6 protein-coding genes (1 of these 6 cut by a window edge) are annotated in these 19,463 nt (G+C 60.5%); 3 read left to right on the top strand and 3 right to left on the bottom strand.

What is annotated here, in order from left to right:
- Positions 1-10: 10 nt before the first annotated feature.
- Together RYC18_RS26240 and RYC18_RS26235 are read right to left on the bottom strand one after the other, a co-directional pair.
- Entirely contained in the window at positions 11-892 is an 882-nt protein-coding gene (locus RYC18_RS26240; RefSeq protein WP_316887040.1) for a TorF family putative porin, read from the bottom strand.
- Positions 893-920: 28 nt separating this feature from the next.
- A complete protein-coding gene (locus tag RYC18_RS26235; RefSeq protein ID WP_005732110.1) occupies positions 921-1,346 on the bottom strand; it encodes a DUF2147 domain-containing protein in 426 nt (141 codons plus the stop codon).
- Positions 1,347-1,509: 163 nt separating this feature from the next.
- Here RYC18_RS26235 and RYC18_RS26230 point away from each other — a divergent pair, with 163 nt between their 5' ends.
- The 3 genes from RYC18_RS26230 (at position 1,510) to RYC18_RS26220 (ending at position 4,729) form a co-directional block, all read left to right on the top strand.
- Positions 1,510-2,190 carry a TetR/AcrR family transcriptional regulator gene (locus RYC18_RS26230; protein WP_005777396.1) on the top strand — a complete coding sequence of 227 codons (681 nt, stop codon included), beginning with the start codon at positions 1,510-1,512 and terminating at the stop codon, positions 2,188-2,190.
- A gap of 152 nt (positions 2,191-2,342) precedes the next feature.
- A complete protein-coding gene (locus RYC18_RS26225) occupies positions 2,343-3,779 on the top strand; it encodes a coniferyl aldehyde dehydrogenase (protein WP_316887038.1) in 1,437 nt (478 codons plus the stop codon).
- Positions 3,780-4,060: 281 nt separating this feature from the next.
- Positions 4,061-4,729, top strand: a complete 669-nt coding sequence (locus RYC18_RS26220) for a helix-turn-helix transcriptional regulator (RefSeq protein WP_042915731.1) — start codon at positions 4,061-4,063, stop codon at positions 4,727-4,729.
- Positions 4,730-4,855: 126 nt separating this feature from the next.
- On the opposite strand, the gene RYC18_RS26215 is transcribed toward RYC18_RS26220, so the two are convergent.
- Positions 4,856-19,463, bottom strand: the 3' portion of a protein-coding gene (locus RYC18_RS26215) for a non-ribosomal peptide synthetase (RefSeq protein WP_316887037.1). Its footprint extends 3,179 nt past the window's final position; the window shows 14,608 of its 17,787 coding nt (coding positions 3,180-17,787); its start codon lies beyond the right edge, outside the window — the gene reads right to left on this strand; its stop codon occupies positions 4,856-4,858.

The following is a 19,463-nucleotide window of genomic DNA, read 5'->3' as shown; positions in this document are numbered from 1 at the left end:
AAAGGTCTACTCAGAATGTGCGGGAAATCGACGCCACCCAGCGATTGCCATCCGTGGTTCGCACATGTCCGTCGTCTTCGGCCATATACAGCTCACGCGCCCGGGTCTTGGTTGTCACCCAGTCGAGTCCCCAGTCAAAGCCCCACCAGTGATGGACCAGACCTACGCCGTAGTCAGCGAAGTTCGCTTCCGAAAAGTTGGCGATCTGCTGATAACCGGCGTGCAGTTTGAGGTTGGTATTGATGCCCAGCGCGTATTTATAATCCAGGTCATACAACATGCTGCCTCGGGAGTTCTGGTCACCCTTGGCATAGCATTCCAGGCCTTTGGTCGGGTCTTCACGGAACTGCAATTGCGCCCCGCACACGCCACCGCTGTTGGCACCCCGGTAGTTCTTCGACAGCACCCGGGCAATTCGGCCTTCAAGTGCGCCATAACCGATTTCCAGCACGGCAAACTGACTGTTGTAATTGGTCGTATGCTCATCGCCCGGCGTGAAGGTCTCGAAGTCGAAGCGATTGGGCGCTTTGAACTGAGCCCCAGGAAACATCTCCGTCGCCAGCCCCACACCATAGTGCCAGGCATCGGGATCGCCAAAGCGATAACCCCCTGCGAGCAGCACTCCCAGACCATCACCTTCGAGGAACTGCTTCTTGCTGACCGTAGAAAATTCGGCAAGCGCCACCAGGCCTGTTTCATGAGCGACCTGAATGGTTACTCTGGCCCCCGGACGATTCAGGGAATCGGAAATGCCGCGGGTGCGAATGTCCGAGCTGGCCTTGGCGGTGATATCCACCGCGTAGCTCGACATTTCATCTGCGATAGCCAGGGTGCTGCCTGCTGCGGAGCACAATGCTGCAGCCATTACATAGCGAGTTGAATAAGTGCGCATGATTCTCTCCCACGCTGAGGGGCCGGATTTACAATTTGCAAACCGGGGCAGGAGGCAGTGTTGCGATACGCTCGAATTGCTCTGTCTTGCCGAGAACTTCGGTGCCGACAAAAGCCCTTACATTGAGGCGTCCGTCCTTGACCCGGACAGCGCCCTTATATTTTTTCTGATCACGGGGGTCGTAAACCCAGCCATCGCGCCAGGCATCCTGGTCATAGCGGGTCAGCTGTAGAATCTGTACACCGCAGTCACTCGACGTCGAGGCAACATCCTTGACCCAGACAACCTGCCCGCAGATGGCGCCTACCTTGTCTGCGCAGTCGTCAAGCTTGACCACGGCGTCTTTTTCCGCCGTCAACCAAAGGCCCTTTGCCTCCAGCGGTCCCGCAGCAGCATGAATACCGGTGGAGCACATCAGAACAGAAGAGAGGAAAAGCCATTGCCGTGCGTTCATAGCGTCACCTTTTTTTATTTTTTGTTTTAACAGACCGTCACACTAACGACGCTTCAGTTATGATAGTCATCGCTACACGATAGTTATAGCTATCATTTTATCGTGGAGCAACTGTTTTTTTCGACCGTCCTGCTGACGCCCCACTCTTTTTTGACAGGTACTTATGGCCAGGCTGAAAACTGAACCCTTTCCTGCGCAGGTCGCAGGCAAAACCGCCGAGCGCAAGAAGCTGCCTGCGCAGCAACGCGCTACTGAAACCTACGAACGTATTCTGGTCGCCACCGCAAACACCTTGTGCGAGGTCGGTATAGAGCGCTTGTCGACCAATCTGGTGTGCGAACGGGCAGGCCTTACACCGCCAGCGCTGTACCGCTATTTCCCCAATAAGTACGCGCTGTTGACGGTTCTTGGCGAACGTTTGCTGGAGAAACAGAACGAGCGGATTGATCACTGGATCACCCCCGAGCTGATCGCAGGTACGCCGCAGGCTCTGGAGCAGGCGCTTGCCGAACTGATTCTGGATACTTACCGGGTTACCGAAGCCACGCTGGGCGGCATGTGGACGCTGAAGGCTTTAAGGGCGGTTCCTGCGCTGGAGCATGTGCGGCTCGACTCTCACCGCAGGGTGTCCAAAGCCCAGGCCGCGATTATTGCCAGCGCCATTCCCGAGGCTGACCCCAAGCAGATAGCAATGGTTGCCCGTGTGGCGGTCGAGATGATTCACGCCACCATCGAATTGCTGTTCGATGAGCCCCTGGACCCGGCGAAGACCTGCGCCATGGTGGCGGCAATGATCGTCAGCCATCTGGATCGCCTTGATCCCGAACCTGCACCTGACAAATGAATACGCGAGAACAGGTTGACCGTTTCGGCCACTTGAACCGGCCGGATCGCCCCTTCATCGGTTGGCGATGGTTCTGTACGGTTACGTGAGCCAGAACGTAATCGCAACACTGCATCTATCTTATAAAAACACGCAGCCACAGGAGCAGCTTCATGAATCAGCCCGCAAGGATCACGCCCACTACGCCGTCTCCCGCTCCGGGGCTAACCGAGCTGTTTGAGGCGCAGAAAGCTGCAGCTCGCTCTCAAGGGGTGCCCTCTTACGCTCAACGAATCGCCGACCTCAACGCCATTCTGCGAGTGGTCAGCGACAATCAGGACAGGTTGCTCGAAACGGTCAGCGCAGATTTCGGCAACCGCTCGTTCGCTGAAACCAGGCTCGGCGAGCTGATGCCTGTCATCAATGGCATCAAGCATATCCGCTCGCATCTCAAGGCGTGGATGCGGCCCTCCCGACGCAAGGTGGGTATTGTTTTCAAGCCCGCGACTGCCAGGGTCATTTATCAGCCGCTGGGCGTAGTCGGTATTCTCGCGCCCTGGAACTATCCGCTGACGCTGACGCTGGTGCCCTTGATAGAGGCACTGGCAGCGGGCAACCGGGTGATGATCAAACCTTCGGAATTGACCCCCAGAACCTCTGAGCTGCTCCGGCAATTGCTGGGTGAAACATTCTCTGCCGAGCAGGTCACAGTGGTCACGGGAGATGCCCTGCTGGCAAGCCAGTTCAGTGAACTGCCCTTTGACCACCTGGTGTTCACCGGGTCGACCTATGTAGGTCGCCATGTCATGGCGGCGGCTGCGCGTAACCTGACGCCGGTGACACTGGAGCTGGGCGGCAAATCACCGGTAGTGATCTGCGAGGACTATTCGATTAAAAAAGCGGCACGGATGCTTGCTATCGGCAAACTGTTCAACGCTGGGCAGACCTGCGTCGCACCCGACTACATATTGGTCCCGCGCGAACATGTAAACAGTTTTGCCGGCGAGTGGCTGGCCGCTGCGAAAAAACTTTATCCGACACTCGAAGGTAACCCGGACTACACCTCGATCATCTCCCAGCGCCACCACGACCGCCTCGTGAGCATGGCCAACCAGGCCATCTCAAAGGGGGCGAAAGCATGGCAACACGGTGCGCCGGTGTCGACCCTCGAACGTAAAATTGCGCCCATGGCGCTCACGGATGTACCGCTCGATGCGGACCTGATGCAGGAAGAGATTTTTGGTCCGCTGCTGCCGATACTTGCCTATGACTCCCTGGATGAAGCCATAGCCTTCATCAATGATCGCCCCGCGCCTCTGGCCCTTTACTGCTTTTCCAACGACCAGACGTCCGTGAATCAGGTGCTGAACCGGACACAATCCGGTGGTGTGACCATTAATGGCACCATGCTGCACGCGACTCAGGATGATCTGCCGTTCGGCGGCGTCGGGCAAAGTGGCACTGGGGCCTATCACGGCTATGAAGGCTTCGTTCGTCTGTCCCATGCACGCGGTGTTCTCAAGTTGAGTCGCTTCAACATGTCTGACAAGGTCTCGGCACCTTATGGACGGCTGACACGCCTTGTAACCCGCTTCATGCTCGGCAAATAGACGCTTGCCGAGCAACCGCGTCAGGCGACAGGACGTCGCCCCGGCTCGATATGCCCGCCTGCCCTGCCTTTCGCACCGCCAACGATAATCACTGTTTGTGATGACTCATTATTTATGTAACATCAGATCGTTATTCTTGGATCACTTAAACTAGCCGTGTTCTAAGAGGCATCTAACGCGGGCATCTAGCGGCCACATCACCCACGGCCAAGTTGATGTGACCGCTGTTTGCGTTTAACGTCTAAGCTAGTGTCAGCATTTCTGAAATCATGGATGACTCAATGCCACACACACTACTACCCCACATAGGCAGGGCCATAGCCAGCATCGGCAGCGGCCATTTTTCCAGCATGTTCCACAAGCTTATCGATACTCAGCTTGCCGTGGATGCCACCCACCTCTCCTCACTGCCACAGCCATGGCAAACGTTGCCCGCGTCGGCACCCACGGTTTTCAACGAAACGGTGACGTCCTCACCCGGCACCCTGCTGCTCAGCGACTCGATCCATCTTTATCCCGCGCAGGCCTCGGAGAACTTCAGCTGCAAGATAACCGTCTTCAGGGCGCTGCCTGCGCATGAGTTTTCGGACAATGAACGTCGTCAGCTAAGCACTATCTCCCCGCTTTTATTCTCGATACTCGAAAGACATGTCAATGCCTTGCAAATGACAATGATCACTGTCGAACCGAAAAAAACCGAAAGCGTTGAAGAGCGTTTTCATGACCGGTTGCGCGAAACAGGTCAGACATTGTCCGAGCGGGAAATGCAGGTGTGCATCGGTTTGCTCGCCGGTCATACCGCAATCGAACAGGCCGAACGGCTTGCGCTCAAGGTCAATACGGTAGGCAGTTACCAGCGCCGCGCCGCCATCAAACTGGGCATCAGCGGTCGGCACTCGCTGATGCGCTGGATGTATGGCTCATCGGAAAGCGCTTGTTCAGCCTGTTGAAAGACGTTCAAGAGCGCAATAGGTAGCCAATGCCACAGGACGGGGCGATATCGATCACCCCGCCCATGCCGCCTTAACGCCGGTAGCGCTGGCCTGGCTTGTGGCCTGCCTGTCCTGTCAAACGGTTCATTGCGTTTCTCCCACGCCAATTGCCAATCCGCCGTACCACCAGGCCGCCAGACTGTAAACGTCTGGTGCCTTGAGGACGCTGAAGTGATTGCCCGGTCCCTGCCATAGCGTCAGCTGCGGCATCAGGTGTTGCCACCCTGTTGCAGATGACGCCTGCTCGAGCTGATTGTCCAGAGCATCCAGTTGCGGATCATCCACCAGCACCAGGCTGGCCCTGCCGCTGTAGCCTCCCGGCTCTGGGCGATAGACAGTCCGTATCGCGCTGGCAAACGTACGAACAATCCCTTGCAGTGCCTGTGCTGCCAGACGCGGTGGCAACAGCCCGACGCGCACCATGGCCTGTTGCAGGAGGTGCAGTTGAGTGTCTCCATCGCTGTCGGCAAACACTTGAGGGTCGATTTCCAGGCTTCTGCCAGCGGACAACTGCAACGCTTCGATCAGCCGCTCCACCACTGCCGTCGCGGTATAGGGCTTGCTGCGCAGTCCGTCGCCACCAGGCGCTTCGCTGTCTATCAGGGTCAGCGAGACAACCTCGCGACCACGAGCCTGAAGCTTGACGGCCATGGCATGCGCCGCCCAGCCACCAAAGGAATGCCCAATCAGATGCAATGGGCCGTGTGGATACATTGCTTCGATGGCTTGCACATGGCTTTGCGCTGCAGCTTCCACCCTGCTGTGCGGAGCACTGCGGCCGTCCAGACCGCGCGGCTGCAGACCATAGATAGGCCAGTCAGGCCCCAGCGCTTCGGCCAGGCCGATGAAACTGGTGACGCTGTCACCGGCACCCGGCACGCAGAACAATGGCGCATGTCCATCCCGCCCGCTCTGGATGGCCAACAGCGATTGATAAGCCGGTGTCGACGGCGGTGTATCGGGTACTGCATGCAACGCCGTACTGATACTCCGACCGAGCGTATCCACGTGAGGTGCCTGCATCATTGTCATGTGGTCCCCAGGCACGCTGACACAACGCAACTGGCCTTTTGGCAGGACTTCGCCCCAGCCCAATGTGGGACTGGTGCCTGTCGGTGCCATTGGACGCTGCTCTGCGCAGAACAGGTGGATCGGCAAACCGAGCGGTTCCAGTTGGTAATGCGCCAGGGCGTGACCGTGCGCCACTTCCCGGTCCAGGTAGTGGTGCAATTGCTGATCGCTGGCCTGCGCCAGCTCCTCGTACAGCAGCTCCTCGCCACGGCATAGCTGCAACAGGGTTTCGAAGTCTGGCAGGGTCGCCTGTCCGCTCAATGAGGTCAGGCGCGCCAATGCAGCAGCACCCGCCCCGCCCTGGGTTTTCCAGTGCGCGATGCAGTGCGACAGTAATTGCCGCTCAAGCAGGTCAGGTCCTTGCCAGCGGGCCTTGCCCTGATCAGTCAGGCGCGGCACGTAGCTGTCGATCAGGCCGAGAAATGCTACGGGCTCGTCCATACCGAGCAGTTGAGTCGCCACTTCATAGGCCAGAACCCCGCCAAACGACCAGCCTGCCAGCCGGTAAGGACCGCGTGGCTGGACCTGCCGAATACGTTCCACCAGCCGCGCCGCCAGGCATTCCATGGTGCGCAATTGCTGCTGGCCCAGGCCAACCCCCGGCAAGCCATAGATCGGGAAGTCGCCCTGCAGGTGTTGTCCAAGGACCGGAAAGTAAGCATCCAGACCGGTAAAGTCATGAATCAGGAACAGAGGCGGTTCGCTGCCACCTGCCCTTACCGTGACGACCTCCTGAGCTTCAACCGAGGGTGTCGGACGCTGGTCGAGCAATCCGGCCAGCGCTGCGATGCTCGGATGCTGGAACAACTCAGCCAAAGACAGTGACAAGCCTGCTTTTTGCAGCAGGCTGACCAGACGGATCGCCGACAGCGAATGGCCACCCAGCTCAAAGAAACTGTCGTGTCTGCCGATTCGGCCCACTTCCAGAACCTCGGCCCACAGCTGCGCCAGACGCTCCTCCAATGCCGTGGTCGGCGCTTGATAAGCAAGGTTCGCCAGCGCGGCCATGTCCGGGGCTGGCAAGGCCTTGCGGTCGACCTTGCCATTCTGGGTCAACGGCAGTGCATCCAGACCGACAAAGACTGCAGGCACCATGTATTCCGGCAATTGCCCTAGCAGGTGCGCTCTCAATGCAGCACTGTCGAGCGCAGCGTCGCGACGGGTGAAGTAGCCCACCAGGCGCAACGAGCCATCTTCCAGACGTTGCGTAGTCACAACGGCTTCGCCAACGCCCGGGCATTGCGCCAGGTGCTGTTCGATCTCGCCCAGCTCGATGCGCACCCCACGGATTTTGACCTGATCGTCGTTGCGGCCCAGGTATTCAAGGGTCCCGTCAGCCAGCCAGCGCACCAGGTCGCCGGAGCGGTACATTCTGGCCTCGCTGCTGTCGCTGAAAGGATCATCAACGAAGCGCTCGGCGGTCAGGTCCGGGCGGTTCAGATAGCCACGTGCTACGCCTGTGCCGCCGATATACAACTCGCCGGGCACCCCGAGCGGCACTGGCTGGCCCTGCGAATCCAATACATAAAGCCGCGCATGGGAAACAGGCTTGCCGATGTGCAAGACCTTGCCCGGCTCCATCAGACCGGAGCTGGCAACCACCGTGGTTTCCGTCGGACCGTAGTTGTTGACCACCGCGAAACCAGGGTCCCGATTGAAGTGACGCAAACGGTCGCCACCAATCAACAAGGTTTTAAGGGTCGGGTGACGCAACTCGCGACTGAATGCATATTCGGCCACCGGTGTCGGCAGAAACGCGACTTGCAAAGGTTGCGCCAGCCACCAGTCGAGCAACACATCAAGCTGTTCGTTGCCAATCTCCGCAGGCGGCAGATGCAATACCGCACCGGCACATAACGCAGGCCATACTTCCCAGGCCATCGCGTCGAAACCAAACCCGGCAACGCTGGCGGTATGACTGCCCGCACGCAGATCGAATGCCTGACAATGCCAGTCCACCAGATTGTTCAGCGTCCGATGCTCGACCATCACACCTTTTGGCAACCCGGTGGACCCCGAGGTATAAATCACGTAAGCCAGTTGACGCGTGGTCATTTGCGGAACATGCGGGTTGTCGGTGCGTCGCGACCAGTCCGGGCGATCTAGAACAACCACCGGTACAGCCAGGCTGGGCAGACGCGCCAGCAGGCCGGACTGAGCCAGCACCACGACAGGTGCGCTGTCTTCAAGCAGATAGCCGATGCGCTCGTCTGGATGTGCCGGATCGACCGGCACATAGCTTGCCCCGGCTTTCAACACCGCCAGCAAGCCGGTGAGTGTTTCAAGCCCGCGCCGCGCCACCACCGCCACACGGTCGTCCGCACGTACGCCCAAGTCGATAAGGTGATGGGCCAGTGCGTTGGCGCGACTATTCAGCTCCGCGTAGCTCAAGCGCTGGTCGCCTGCCTGGGCAGCCACAGCGTGCGGCTGATCAAGCGCCTGTTGCTCAATACGCTGGTGAATGGTCAGCGGGCTCTCTGGGCTGAGCGCTTGGGCATTGAAGCCATCGAGCAGTTCGTTTCGTTCAGCGACCGGCAGAATATTCAGCGACTGAATCGGCGCGGTAAGTTTTTGCTCAAGGGCGATCACCAGGTTCTCTACGGCGCAGGAAAGGTACGCGCAGACACGCCGGGCATCGATGCCCGTCGTGGTCAGCGCCGACAGGTCAAACGCCTCGCCCAGGTCATCGACGCTGAGCGTCAACGGGTAGCTGCTGCGCTCACCGGCCTGCAATAGTTCGATCCCCAGCCAGGCTTTTTCGGCAGCCTCGTCGTGCTCTTCGGGCGCAGTGCTGTGGCGGTAGTTCAACAACGCGCTGAACAACGGCGCGCCCGCAGGCAAGGCGCTGCAACGCTGGGCGATTGCCAGCGAGGCATGCTCGTGGGCAAGCAATCCGGTCAGACGCAGATGGGTCTGCAACACCGCATCGCGTGTGCTCTGACCGAAGAGGTCAATGCGCAGCGGCAAGGTGTTGATGAACACCCCGAGCGTGCGCTCTGCCCCCTCGGTGCCGTTCAGGCGACCGAGCAGTACGGTGCCGAACACCACTTTGTCGCGCCCGGACAAGCGGCCCAGTACCTGAGCCCAGGCCAGGTGCATCAGGCTGGCAGGGCTGACACCCAGTTGCCGTACTTGATCGCGTAACCGCTGGCTCAGTGCCGAATCCAGGCGCAGCCTGGCTTCACTCGGAACATCCGGCCCCGGCAGCGAAGTCTGGCCATACGCCAGGGTGGGTTCGTCCAGGTCACCCAATTGCTCGCGGAAGAACGTTTCATGCGCGTGCTCACCCGCCCCCAGCAAGGTCTGCGCAATGTAATTGCGGTAAGGCACTGGCGCGGGCAGTTGCGCCTGCTGATCCAGCAGTACTGCCTGCAATTCCCGGCTCAGCAGGTCGAGGGCAACGTGGTCCATGATCAGGTGATGGAACAGCAGTACCGCGACGATACGCTGGTTGTCCGGGTCATCGGCGTACACCAGACGCAGTAGCGGTGCACGGACAAGGTCCAGCGGTTCGGGATCGGCCAGCGCCGCCAGCGGCAATTCGATCACCGGCAGGTCGGCATGACGCCACACCACCTGTACAGGTGTTTCCAGGCCTTCCCAGCACAGCGACGTACGTAGCACATCGTTACGGGCGATGACCTGCTGCAACGCCTGGCAAAAGGCATCCAGCCGCGAGCGGTCGGCAAATGCAAAGCGTGCCTGCAAGCGATAAGGGTCATCGTCACCGGCTGACAGGTAATGATAGAAAATACCTGCCTGCAAAGGCCCCAACGGGTAGATGTCCTGAACATTGGGCGCACCGCCGGTAACGCTGGCGACGATGCGATCAATGCCTGCCTGATCCAGCTTCACCAAGGGCAGCAGGTCCGGGGTGATCGAGGTGCAATCCGTACCGATCAGGTTGGCCGGAACCTTCACCTGACTGCCGTTGCCGATGGCGCGGGCCAGGGCCGCGAGGGTTGGCTGGGCAAACAACACGCGAATATCTGCGTCCATGCCGCGACGACGCATGCGAGCGATCAGGGTGACGGCGAGTAGCGAATGGCCACCGAGTTCGAAAAAGTGGTCGTTGCGCCCTACCTGCTCGACCTGCAGCAAATCGCTCCAGATCTCGGCAACGGCTATTTCCAGTTCACCTTGCGGCGGCTCGTATTCACGCCCCGGCAGAGCGTCGCGGTCCGGGACAGGCAAGGCGCGGCGATCCACCTTGCCATTGGCGGTCAGCGGCCAGGCGTCAAGGCGCACAAAAGCGCTTGGCACCATATAGCCTGGCAGACGAGCCAGCATCTCGGCACGCAGTCCGGCGACCTCAATGGCGGAGGCAGCGGCGTGTTCGATGAAGTACGCCACCAGACGTGGTTGCCCAGGCTCGTCTTCGCGGGCCAGAACCAGCGATTCCTCGATACCCGGCAATGCCGCCAACTGCGCCTCGATTTCGCCCAGCTCGATACGTACACCACGAATCTTCATCTGATCATCGTTACGGCCCAGATAATCCAGCGTGCCATCGGCATTCCAGCGCGCCAGATCGCCAGTGCGGTACATGCGCGCTTGCGGCTGCCCACTGAACGGGTCGCTCAGGAAGCGCTCGGCAGTCAGTTGCGGCTGGTTCAGATAACCACGCGCCACGCCTTCGCCGCCTATATACAACTCGCCGGCAACGCCCAAGGGCACCAGTTGCTGCTGGTCGTCGAGCAGGTACACGCGGGTATTGGCAATCGGTGTGCCTATATCCAGGCTGCCATCCGGCAGCAGACGGCCCGAGGTGGCCACCACCGTAGCCTCGGTCGGGCCGTAGTTGTTGATGACGGCAAAGCCCGGGTCACGGTGGAACTGACGCAGGCGGTCGCCGCCGATCAATAGCGTGCGCAGGGTCGGATGATGCAATTCGCGACTGAACGCGTATTCAGCCACCGGGGTCGGCAGAAAGGCTACTTGCAGCGGTTGGGCCAGCCACCAGTCAAGCAGCGCGTCGAGCTGCTCGTTACCGATGTCTGCAGGTGGAACGTGCAGCGTTGCACCGGCACACAGTGCCGGCCAGATTTCCCAGGCCATTGCGTCAAAGCCGAAACCGGCAACACTGGCAGTGTGGCTGCCTGCGTGCAGATCGAATGCCTGGCAATGCCAATGCACCAGGTTGGCCAGGGTGCCATGCTCGACCATCACGCCTTTCGGTTGCCCGGTCGAGCCCGAGGTGTAGATGACATAAGCCAGTTCGCCGGACGTCAGCCCCGCCACCAGCGGATTATCCGCCTGCGCCGGCCACTCGGGTCGATCAAGCGCAATCACCGGCACCGCCAACGCTGGCAGGCGTGCGATGAAGGTCTGTTGAGCAAGTACCACCACCGGTGCGCTATCGGTCAGCAAGTAGCCAAGGCGTTCATCGGGATACGCCGGATCCACCGGTACATAGCAGGCACCGGCCTTGAGGATCGCCAGCAGGCTCACCAGCGTGTCCAGCCCGCGGCGCGCAACCACCGCCACCCGATCGTCCGGGCGCACGCCAAGGCTGATCAGATAATGGGCAAGGCTGTTCGCCTGGCGGTTCAACTCTGCGTAGCTCAGCGACCGCTCGCCAACCCGGGCAGCGACTGCTTCAGGCTGACGTGCGGCCTGAGCTTCGATCAGGCCATGAACGGTTTGACCTTGCGGGAAACTCACCGCGCTGGCGTTAAGGCTCTCGAGCAGGTACTCACGTTCCTGCGGACCCACCAGCGGAATATCACCCAGCACCGCGTTTTCATTATTCACCAGCGCATGCAGCAACTGTTCGAAATAGCCGTAATAGCGCTGCACCGTGGGCTCATCGAACAGCGCGGTTGCGTATTCCAACGTGCCAAACAGCGCGTCACCCTGCTCGCCGAGGTTCAACGACAGATCAAACTTGCAGACCTGACTCTCCTGCTCGACCACGCTCAGCGACAAACCGTCCATGTCCGGTAACGAGGTTTCCCCGGCCAGCCAGTTGAGCGTGGTCTGGAACAACGGCGAGTGAGCCAGGCTGCGGGTCGGCCGGACAATTTCCACCACCTGCTCGAATGGCAGGTCCTGATGATCCTGAGCCTCCAGTACCCGCTCCCTGACCTGTGCCAGCAATGCATTACCGGTCAGCGCCGAGGCTGTATCGATGCGCACGGCCAGGGTGTTGACGAACAGCCCGATCAGCCCTTCCAGCTCCGCACGACCGCGTCCTGCAATCGGGCTGCCGACCACCACTTCGGTCTGACCGGAAAGACGCGCCAGCAATGCGCCCCATGCGGTCAGCAAGGTCATGTACAGCGTGACGCCTTGCCGTTGCGCCAGCGCTCGCAAGCCTGCCGTCAGTGGCCCGTCCAGCCGCACGTTCAGGCTGGCACCGGCGAAGTCCTGCTGCGCCGGGCGGGGCCGGTCGGCAGGCAGCGTCAGTAGCGTCGGTGCGCCTTCCAGGGCTTGTCGCCAATAGGCTGCCTGATGTTGCAAGCGCTCGCCGCTCATCCAGCCCTGCTGCCATACCGCATAGTCGGCGTATTGAATAGCCAAAGCTGGCAGGGGATCGTCCTTGCCCTGATGCAAAGCCGGGTACAACGCGAGCAACTCGCGAGTCAGCACGCCCAGCGACCAACCGTCGGCGACGATGTGGTGCACCGTCAGCAACAACACATGCTGCTCGTCTTCCACCTGTAGCAGGCAGCCACGAATCAGCGGCCCACGCGTCAGATCGAACGCTGCGGTGGCCTCTACCGCAACACGTTCGGCCAGTGTTTCCGGCATTTGACGCAGATCTTCAACATGCAGGATCGGCATGGCCGCAGGCGCAGTAAACACCACCTCTGCGCCCTCTTCGCAGGCGATGAACCGGCTGCGCAGTGTTCCGTGGCGCTCGACGATCCGTGATACCGCAGCGGTCAGCGCAGCTACATCCAGCAAGCCGCGTATGCGCAGGGCCAGCGGGATGTTGTACGCCTCATTGCCACCCTCCATCTGCGCCAGGAACCACAAGCGCTGCTGGGCGAACGACAGCGGTAACGACTGATCACGCGGTGCAGGCAGGATCAGCGACAGTTCACTGCGCCCGGCACCGGCCAGCGCACTGGCGACGGCAGCCAGCTCGCCCAGCGCAAAGAGTTCGCCCAACGGCAACTCCATGCCCATCTGTTGACGCACCTGCGACACCATGCGCATGGCCAGCAAGGAATGCCCACCCAGATCGAAGAAGTGGTCGTGGCGGCCTACCTGTTCAATCTGTAGAACTTCCGCCCAGATCTGCGCCAGAGCCACTTCAATCTCTCCCTGCGGTGGCTCGTAGGCCAGCCCCAGCAGCGACGAGTGATCCGGTTTGGGCAGCGCACGGCTGTCAAGTTTGCCGTTGGCAGTCAGCGGCAGCACGGTCAGCTCTATATAGGCTCCCGGAACCATGTATTCAGGCAGGTTGGCCTGCAGATGAGCACGCATTTGCTCAGGCCCAGGGGCATCGGCCTCCTGTTGGCTGGTGAAATAGGCAACCAGACGTACATTGCCCGGCTCGTCCTCACGAGCCAGAACAACGGCCTCTCTGACCCCCGGCAACTGGTGCAGACAATTGACAATTTCGCCCAGTTCAATACGGAAGCCACGGATTTTCACTTGATCGTCGTTGCGTCCCAGGCATTCCAGTTGGCCGTCATCCAGCCAGCGACCCAGATCGCCGGTGCGGTACAGCATGGCGCCAGGCTGATCGCTGAACGGGTCGGTAATAAATTTCTCGTCGGTCAGATCCTGGCGGTTCAGATAACCCAGCGCCACACCGTCGCCACCGATGTAAAGCTCGCCGATAGCTCCCAACGGTGTCAGGCGCTGATGAGCGTCGAGCACGTAAACACTGGTGTTGCCGATGGGTCGACCGATAGGCACGTACTCGGCCTCATCGGCCAGCGTTCGTACTTGGCAGGCAGTGGCGAAGGTGGTCGTCTCGGTGGGGCCGTAAGCGTTCAGCAGGTGCAGACCCGGTGCCTGGGCAAGCAGTTTGCGGAAGCTGGCCGGGTCTGCGCGCTCTCCGCCTGAAAGCAGCAGACGTAGGCCCCCAAGTGCCTCTGGAATCAGTTGCACGTATTGGTTGAACAGCGCGGTGGTCAAAAACAGCACGCTGACATTGCCCTGACGCAGGGCCGCGCTGAAACGCATCGGGTCAATCAGCGTGGTGTGCTCGATCACCAACAACTGCCCGCCGTTGAGCAACGCACCCCAGACTTCCATGGTGCTTGCATCGAACGCCGGATTGGAGGCAAAAGCGATGCTGTCCTGCTCGTTGAAGTCGGCATAACCGTTGTTCAACACCAGTCGGGTGATACCGCGATGGGCGACACGTACGCCTTTTGGCGCCCCCGTCGAACCAGAGGTATACATGACGTAAGCCGCTGTATCAGAGGCCTGTGGCAGGCCCGGATCATGCGCAGGCTGGTCGTCGAGAGTCAGGCGGTCCAGATCAATACGCCGCACGGATGAGGCTGTCGACATGGCGCTCTGCGTCAACACGTATTTCGCCTGGCAGTCATCGAGCATGTAATGCTGCCGCTCGGCAGGCGCGTTGACGTCCAGTGGTACGTAGGTCGCTGCACATTTACCGATCGCCAACTGGCTGATCACCAGCTCCAGCGAGCGAGGCAGCAGAATCGCCACATGCTCATTGGGCTTCACACCTTGCCCCAGCAGGTAATGCGCCAGGTGGTTGGCACGTTCGTTCAGCTCCCCATAAGTCAGCGAACGGCGGCCATGCACGGCAGCCACTGCATGCGGATGCAGCGCAGCACGGCGCTCAAACAGGCGATGCACGAGCTGCTCGCGGGGGTATTCACGACGGGTGTTGTTGAACGTGGCCGACAACAGCGCGTGTTCAGCCTCCGGCAGCACCGATGATTCGATCAAAGCCGTTTCCGATTGCTGCTCCAGTGCCTGCACCAAATGGACAAGGGCTTGTTGCACATAGGCGCAAATCCGTTGCGGATCAATACCCGGCGCAGTCTGGGCAGTCAGGCTGAAAGCATCGCCGAAGTCATCGATACACAGGGTCAGCGGGTAGTTGCTGCGTTCTTCTGCATGCACGACCTCAATCCCTTGCCATGCAGCGTTGCTTGCCTGGTCATCGACCTCAGGCACAGCGCTGTGGCGGTAGTTGAGCAACGTATTGAACAGCGGCGCGCCAGCCGGCAAGGCGCTGCATCGTTGGGCCAGTGCCAACTGAGCATGCTCGTGGGTGAGCATGCCGACCAGACGAGCGTGCAGGTCGAGGACCGCACTGCGCGCGCAATGCCCGCCCAGGTCCATGCGCAGCGGCAAGGTGTTGATAAACACACCCAAGGCCCGCTCGCCGCCTTCGCCACCGCGCAACCGTCCAAGCAGTACGGTGCCGAATACCACGCTTTCACGCCCGGACAACTGCCCCAGGACCTGAGCCCAGGCCAGGTGCATCAAAGTAGCGGCGCTGACGCTCAGTTGCCTTGCCTGATCACGAACCTGATGGCACAGGTCGATGTCCAGTGTGAGTCGGGCCTCGCCGGGAATCTGATCTGCCGATGCCATTGCCAGGCCGTAAGGCAGGGTCGGCTCATCGACATCGCCCAACTGCTCGCGGAAGAACGCTTCATGGGCCTCGTCGCCAGGCCCTTGAAGGACGTGGGCGATGTAATTTCGGTACGGCACGGGCGCTGCGAGCGAAGCTTCGTTGCCGAGCAGTACGGCCTGCAATTCATGGCTCAGTACATCAAGGGCAATATGGTCCATGATCACATGGTGGTAACGCAGAACCGCCGCAATCCTGTGGTTGGCGGGGTCATGGGCATAGACCAGATGCAGTAGCGGAGCCTGAGTAAGGTCCATGCGTGGGGCATTGAAAAGGTCGTGCAACACTGTCTCTTGAACGTGCATGGGAGCCTGACGCCAGACCACCTGCACCGGCGTTTGCAAACCTTCCCAGAACAACGCGGTGCGCAGCATATCGTTGCGTTCGATCACCCGCTGCAATGCATCGCAGAAAGCGTTCAGCCGCGACACGTCGGCGAATGCGAACTGCGGCTGCAACAGGTAGGGATCGCTGTCCCCGGCGGTCAGGTGGTGGTAAAGAATGCCTGTCTGCAAGGGGCCCAGCGGATAAATATCCTGCACATTGGCGGCACCGCCCGGCACCTTCGCGACGATACGGTCGATGGCTGGCTGATCCAGCGCTACCAATGGCAGCAGTTCGGGTGTAATGCGCTGGCAGTGCGCCTCGATCAGGTTGGCCGGTACTTTGACTTCAGTGTCGCGACCGACGGCGTCAGCCAGCGCTGCCAGTGTTGGCTGAACAAACAGAACACGAATGTCGGCACGCATGTCCAGACGACGCATACGCGCAATCAGGGTCACGGCGAGCAATGAGTGGCCGCCCAGTTCAAAGAAGTTATCCTGACGCCCAACCTGCTCCACATGCAGCAATTCGGCCCAGAGGCTGGCCAGGGCGATTTCGATCGTACCCTGCGGCGCTTCATAGGCACGGCTGGCGATACTGTCGCGATCCGGTGCCGGCAAACTTTTGCGGTCCAGTTTGCCGTTCGCCGTGACAGGCAGGCTGGCCAGCCTTACAAACGCCGCAGGCACCATGTATTCGGGCAGCAGCCCCGACAGCCAGGCACGCAACTGCTCGATATCCAGCCCGGTTTTATCTTCACCGCAGGTGTAATAGCCAACCAGTCGTTTGTCGCCCGGCACATCCTCGCGTGCCACTACCACAGCGTCGATGACATCCGGATGATCGTTCAGGCGAGACGCGATCTCACCCAGCTCAATACGGAACCCGCGAATCTTGACCTGCTCGTCGTTACGGCCCATGTATTCCAGGCTACCGTCGGCCATCCACCGTCCAAGGTCGCCGGTACGGTACATGCGCGCATCCGGTGCATGGCTGAACGGGTTGTCGAGGAAACGTTCGGCCGTGAGCGCTTCACGGTTCAGATAGCCGCGTGCCACACCGGCACCGCCAACATACAGTTCGCCGACCACACCTACCGGCACCGGCTCGCCGCGGGCGTCGAGGACATACATCTGCAAATCGGGAATACGCTTGCCGATAGGACTGGCACCGACACGCATGGCGTCTTCGGGCTGCAACGGGTAATAGGTCACATGCACCGTGGTTTCGGTGATGCCGTACATGTTCACCAGCTGTGTTGCGGCGTTCACGTTGCGGGCATACCACGGCTTGAGCATCGCTGTTTCCAGTGCTTCACCGCCGAAAATAACCTGACGTAGCGAGTGCGCCTGCGCCTGCTCGCCCTGGGCAGCAATCAATTGCCGGAACGCGCTCGGCGTCTGGTTGAGCACCGTTACCCCGGCACTGCACAGCAGGCTGTAGAAGTCTTCCGGCGAGCGGCTGACCAGTTGCGGCACGATCAACAAACGTCCGCCATACAGCAATGCGCCCCAGATTTCCCAGACCGAGAAGTCGAAGGCGAACGAGTGGAACAGCGCCCAGACATCCTGTTCGTTGAAACCGAACCAGTCTTCGGTGGCCGAAAACAGCCGTGCAACGTTGCGGTGCTCGATCATCACACCCTTGGGCTGACCGGTTGAGCCCGAGGTGTAGATGATATAAGCCAGGCTCGTGGGCTTTACCGGCACCTGCGGATTAGAGACAGACTCGTCCTGCAAATCGGCATCGTCGAGACTGATTACCGGCACGTCTGACACCGGCAGGGCATGTTGCACTGACCGCTGAGTCAAAAACGCCACTGGCGCGCTGTCGCCGAGGGTGTAGGCCAGACGCTCGAGTGGGTAAGCGGGGTCCAGCGGCACATAGGCGCCACCGGCCTTGAGAATGCCCAGCAGGCCCGCGATCATTTGCAGGCTGCGCTGCGTGCAGATGGCAACACGGTCATCGACACTGATGCCCATGCCGATCAGGCGATGTGCAATTTTATTGGCCTGGGCGTTGAGTGTCGCGTAGCTCCAGGATGTATCTTCGAACGTCACGGCAATCGCATCCGGCGTGCGCTGCACTTGTGCTTCAAACTGGCTGTGCAGGGTCAGCCCCTGCGGGTAAACAGCATCGGGTGCATTGAAACCGTCGGTCAACTGCCGACGCTCGCTACCCGACAAGAGCGGAATGTGGTTCACGACCGTCTGGCTGTCGGTGACCATGCCGCGCAATATCGCCTCCAGATAACCCAGATAGCGTTCGATGGTGCTGCGGTCAAACAGCGCTGTCGCATATTCCACGATGCAGCGGAAACCATCGGCGCTGTCGCCGACGCTCAGCGCCAGGTCGAATTTTGCGAAAGCGGCCTGCTCTTCCAGCGGTTCCAGGTGCATGTCGCCCAGTTGCAAATCCAGACCCTGGCTGCCGTCCCAGGTCAGTGATGCCTGGAACAAAGGGCTATGCGAAAGACTGCGAGGCGGTCGCAAGCGCTCCACCACCTGCTCGAAAGGCAGGTCCTGATGGTCCTGCGCTGCCACAACGCGGGCCTTGGTGCGGGCCAGCAGCGTCACAGCATCCGGCTCGCCCGAGGTATCGACACGCACGGCCAGGGTATTGACGAACAGACCGATCAGGCCTTCGATTTCGGCATGGCGGCGGTTGGCAACCGGCATGCCGACGACGACTTCCTCCTGGCCGGACAAGCGCGTCAGCAATGCGGCCCAGGCCCCCATGAACAGCATGAACGGTGTCACCGACTGCTCATGGCACAAGGTCCTGAGGTCGCTGCTCAGGCGCGGATCGAGCTCCAGCGTGACACTGGCCCCGGTATAGTCCTGATGCGCAGGCCGTGGACGGTCAGTGGGCAAGGTCAGCAATACCGGCGCACCCGCCAGTGCCTGCTGCCAGTAATCGCCCTGATGGCTCAACCGTTCGGCGTCCAGCCAGTTACGTTGCCACACTGCGTAATCGCCATATTGCAGCGTCAGCGCAGGCAGCGGATCATCCTGGCCTTGACTGAACGCCTGATAGAGCGCGGTGAGTTCACGGGTCAGAACACCCAGCGACCAGCCATCGGCAACGATGTGGTGTACGGTCAGCAGCAAAACGTGACGGTCTTCAGCCAGGCACAGCAAGCGACCACGAATCGGCAGGTCGCGGTGCAGATCGAAGGGCTGCGCTGCCTCTTCCTTTGTTACCGCCTGTAAGGCTCCTGCGTCCTGGCCACGCAAATCCTGCCAGCCAATATCGGGCACTACCGTGGCGGACGCTGCCTGCACCCAGGCCTTGTCGTCTTCCTGGCTGAATTGGCTGCGCAGGCTATCGTGGCGGGCAACAATGCGTTCCAGCGCACGCGTCAAGGCACGGCTGTCCAGCGGGCCGCTCAGTTTCAGACCCAATGAGATGTTGTAGGCGCTGTTGGCATCTTCCATTTGCGCCATGAACCAGATGCGCTGCTGAGCAGAAGACAGCGGAACAGGGCCGGTGCGTGGCTGCACGTCGATGGCAGGCAACTGGCTGCGCGCGGCAGCCGTCAGGCAGTGCGCCACCGCGATCAGCGAACTGTCGGCAAACAGGTCGCCAAGGGCAAGCTCAAGTGACAGACGCTGGCGCACCTGAGAAACCATACGCATGGCCAACAGCGAATGGCCACCCAGATCAAAGAACCGGTCATGACGCCCTACCCGCTCGACCTGTAACAATTCGCTCCAGATC

The organism is Pseudomonas syringae group sp. 247E2 (assembly GCF_032587795.1).
In the GTDB taxonomy this organism is placed as follows: domain Bacteria; phylum Pseudomonadota; class Gammaproteobacteria; order Pseudomonadales; family Pseudomonadaceae; genus Aquipseudomonas; species Aquipseudomonas amygdali.
The sequence above is the reverse complement of the archived record's forward strand: the minus strand, read 5'-3'. Positions and strand labels throughout refer to the sequence as shown.

Coding starts and splice junctions, on each gene's coding strand:
- RYC18_RS26240 (WP_316887040.1), bottom strand. CDS start 892: ATGCGCACTTATTCAACTCGCTATGTAATGGCTGCAGCATTGTGCTCC.
- RYC18_RS26235 (WP_005732110.1), bottom strand. CDS start 1,346: ATGAACGCACGGCAATGGCTTTTCCTCTCTTCTGTTCTGATGTGCTCC.
- RYC18_RS26230 (WP_005777396.1), top strand. CDS start 1,510: ATGGCCAGGCTGAAAACTGAACCCTTTCCTGCGCAGGTCGCAGGCAAA.
- RYC18_RS26225 (WP_316887038.1), top strand. CDS start 2,343: ATGAATCAGCCCGCAAGGATCACGCCCACTACGCCGTCTCCCGCTCCG.
- RYC18_RS26220 (WP_042915731.1), top strand. CDS start 4,061: ATGCCACACACACTACTACCCCACATAGGCAGGGCCATAGCCAGCATC.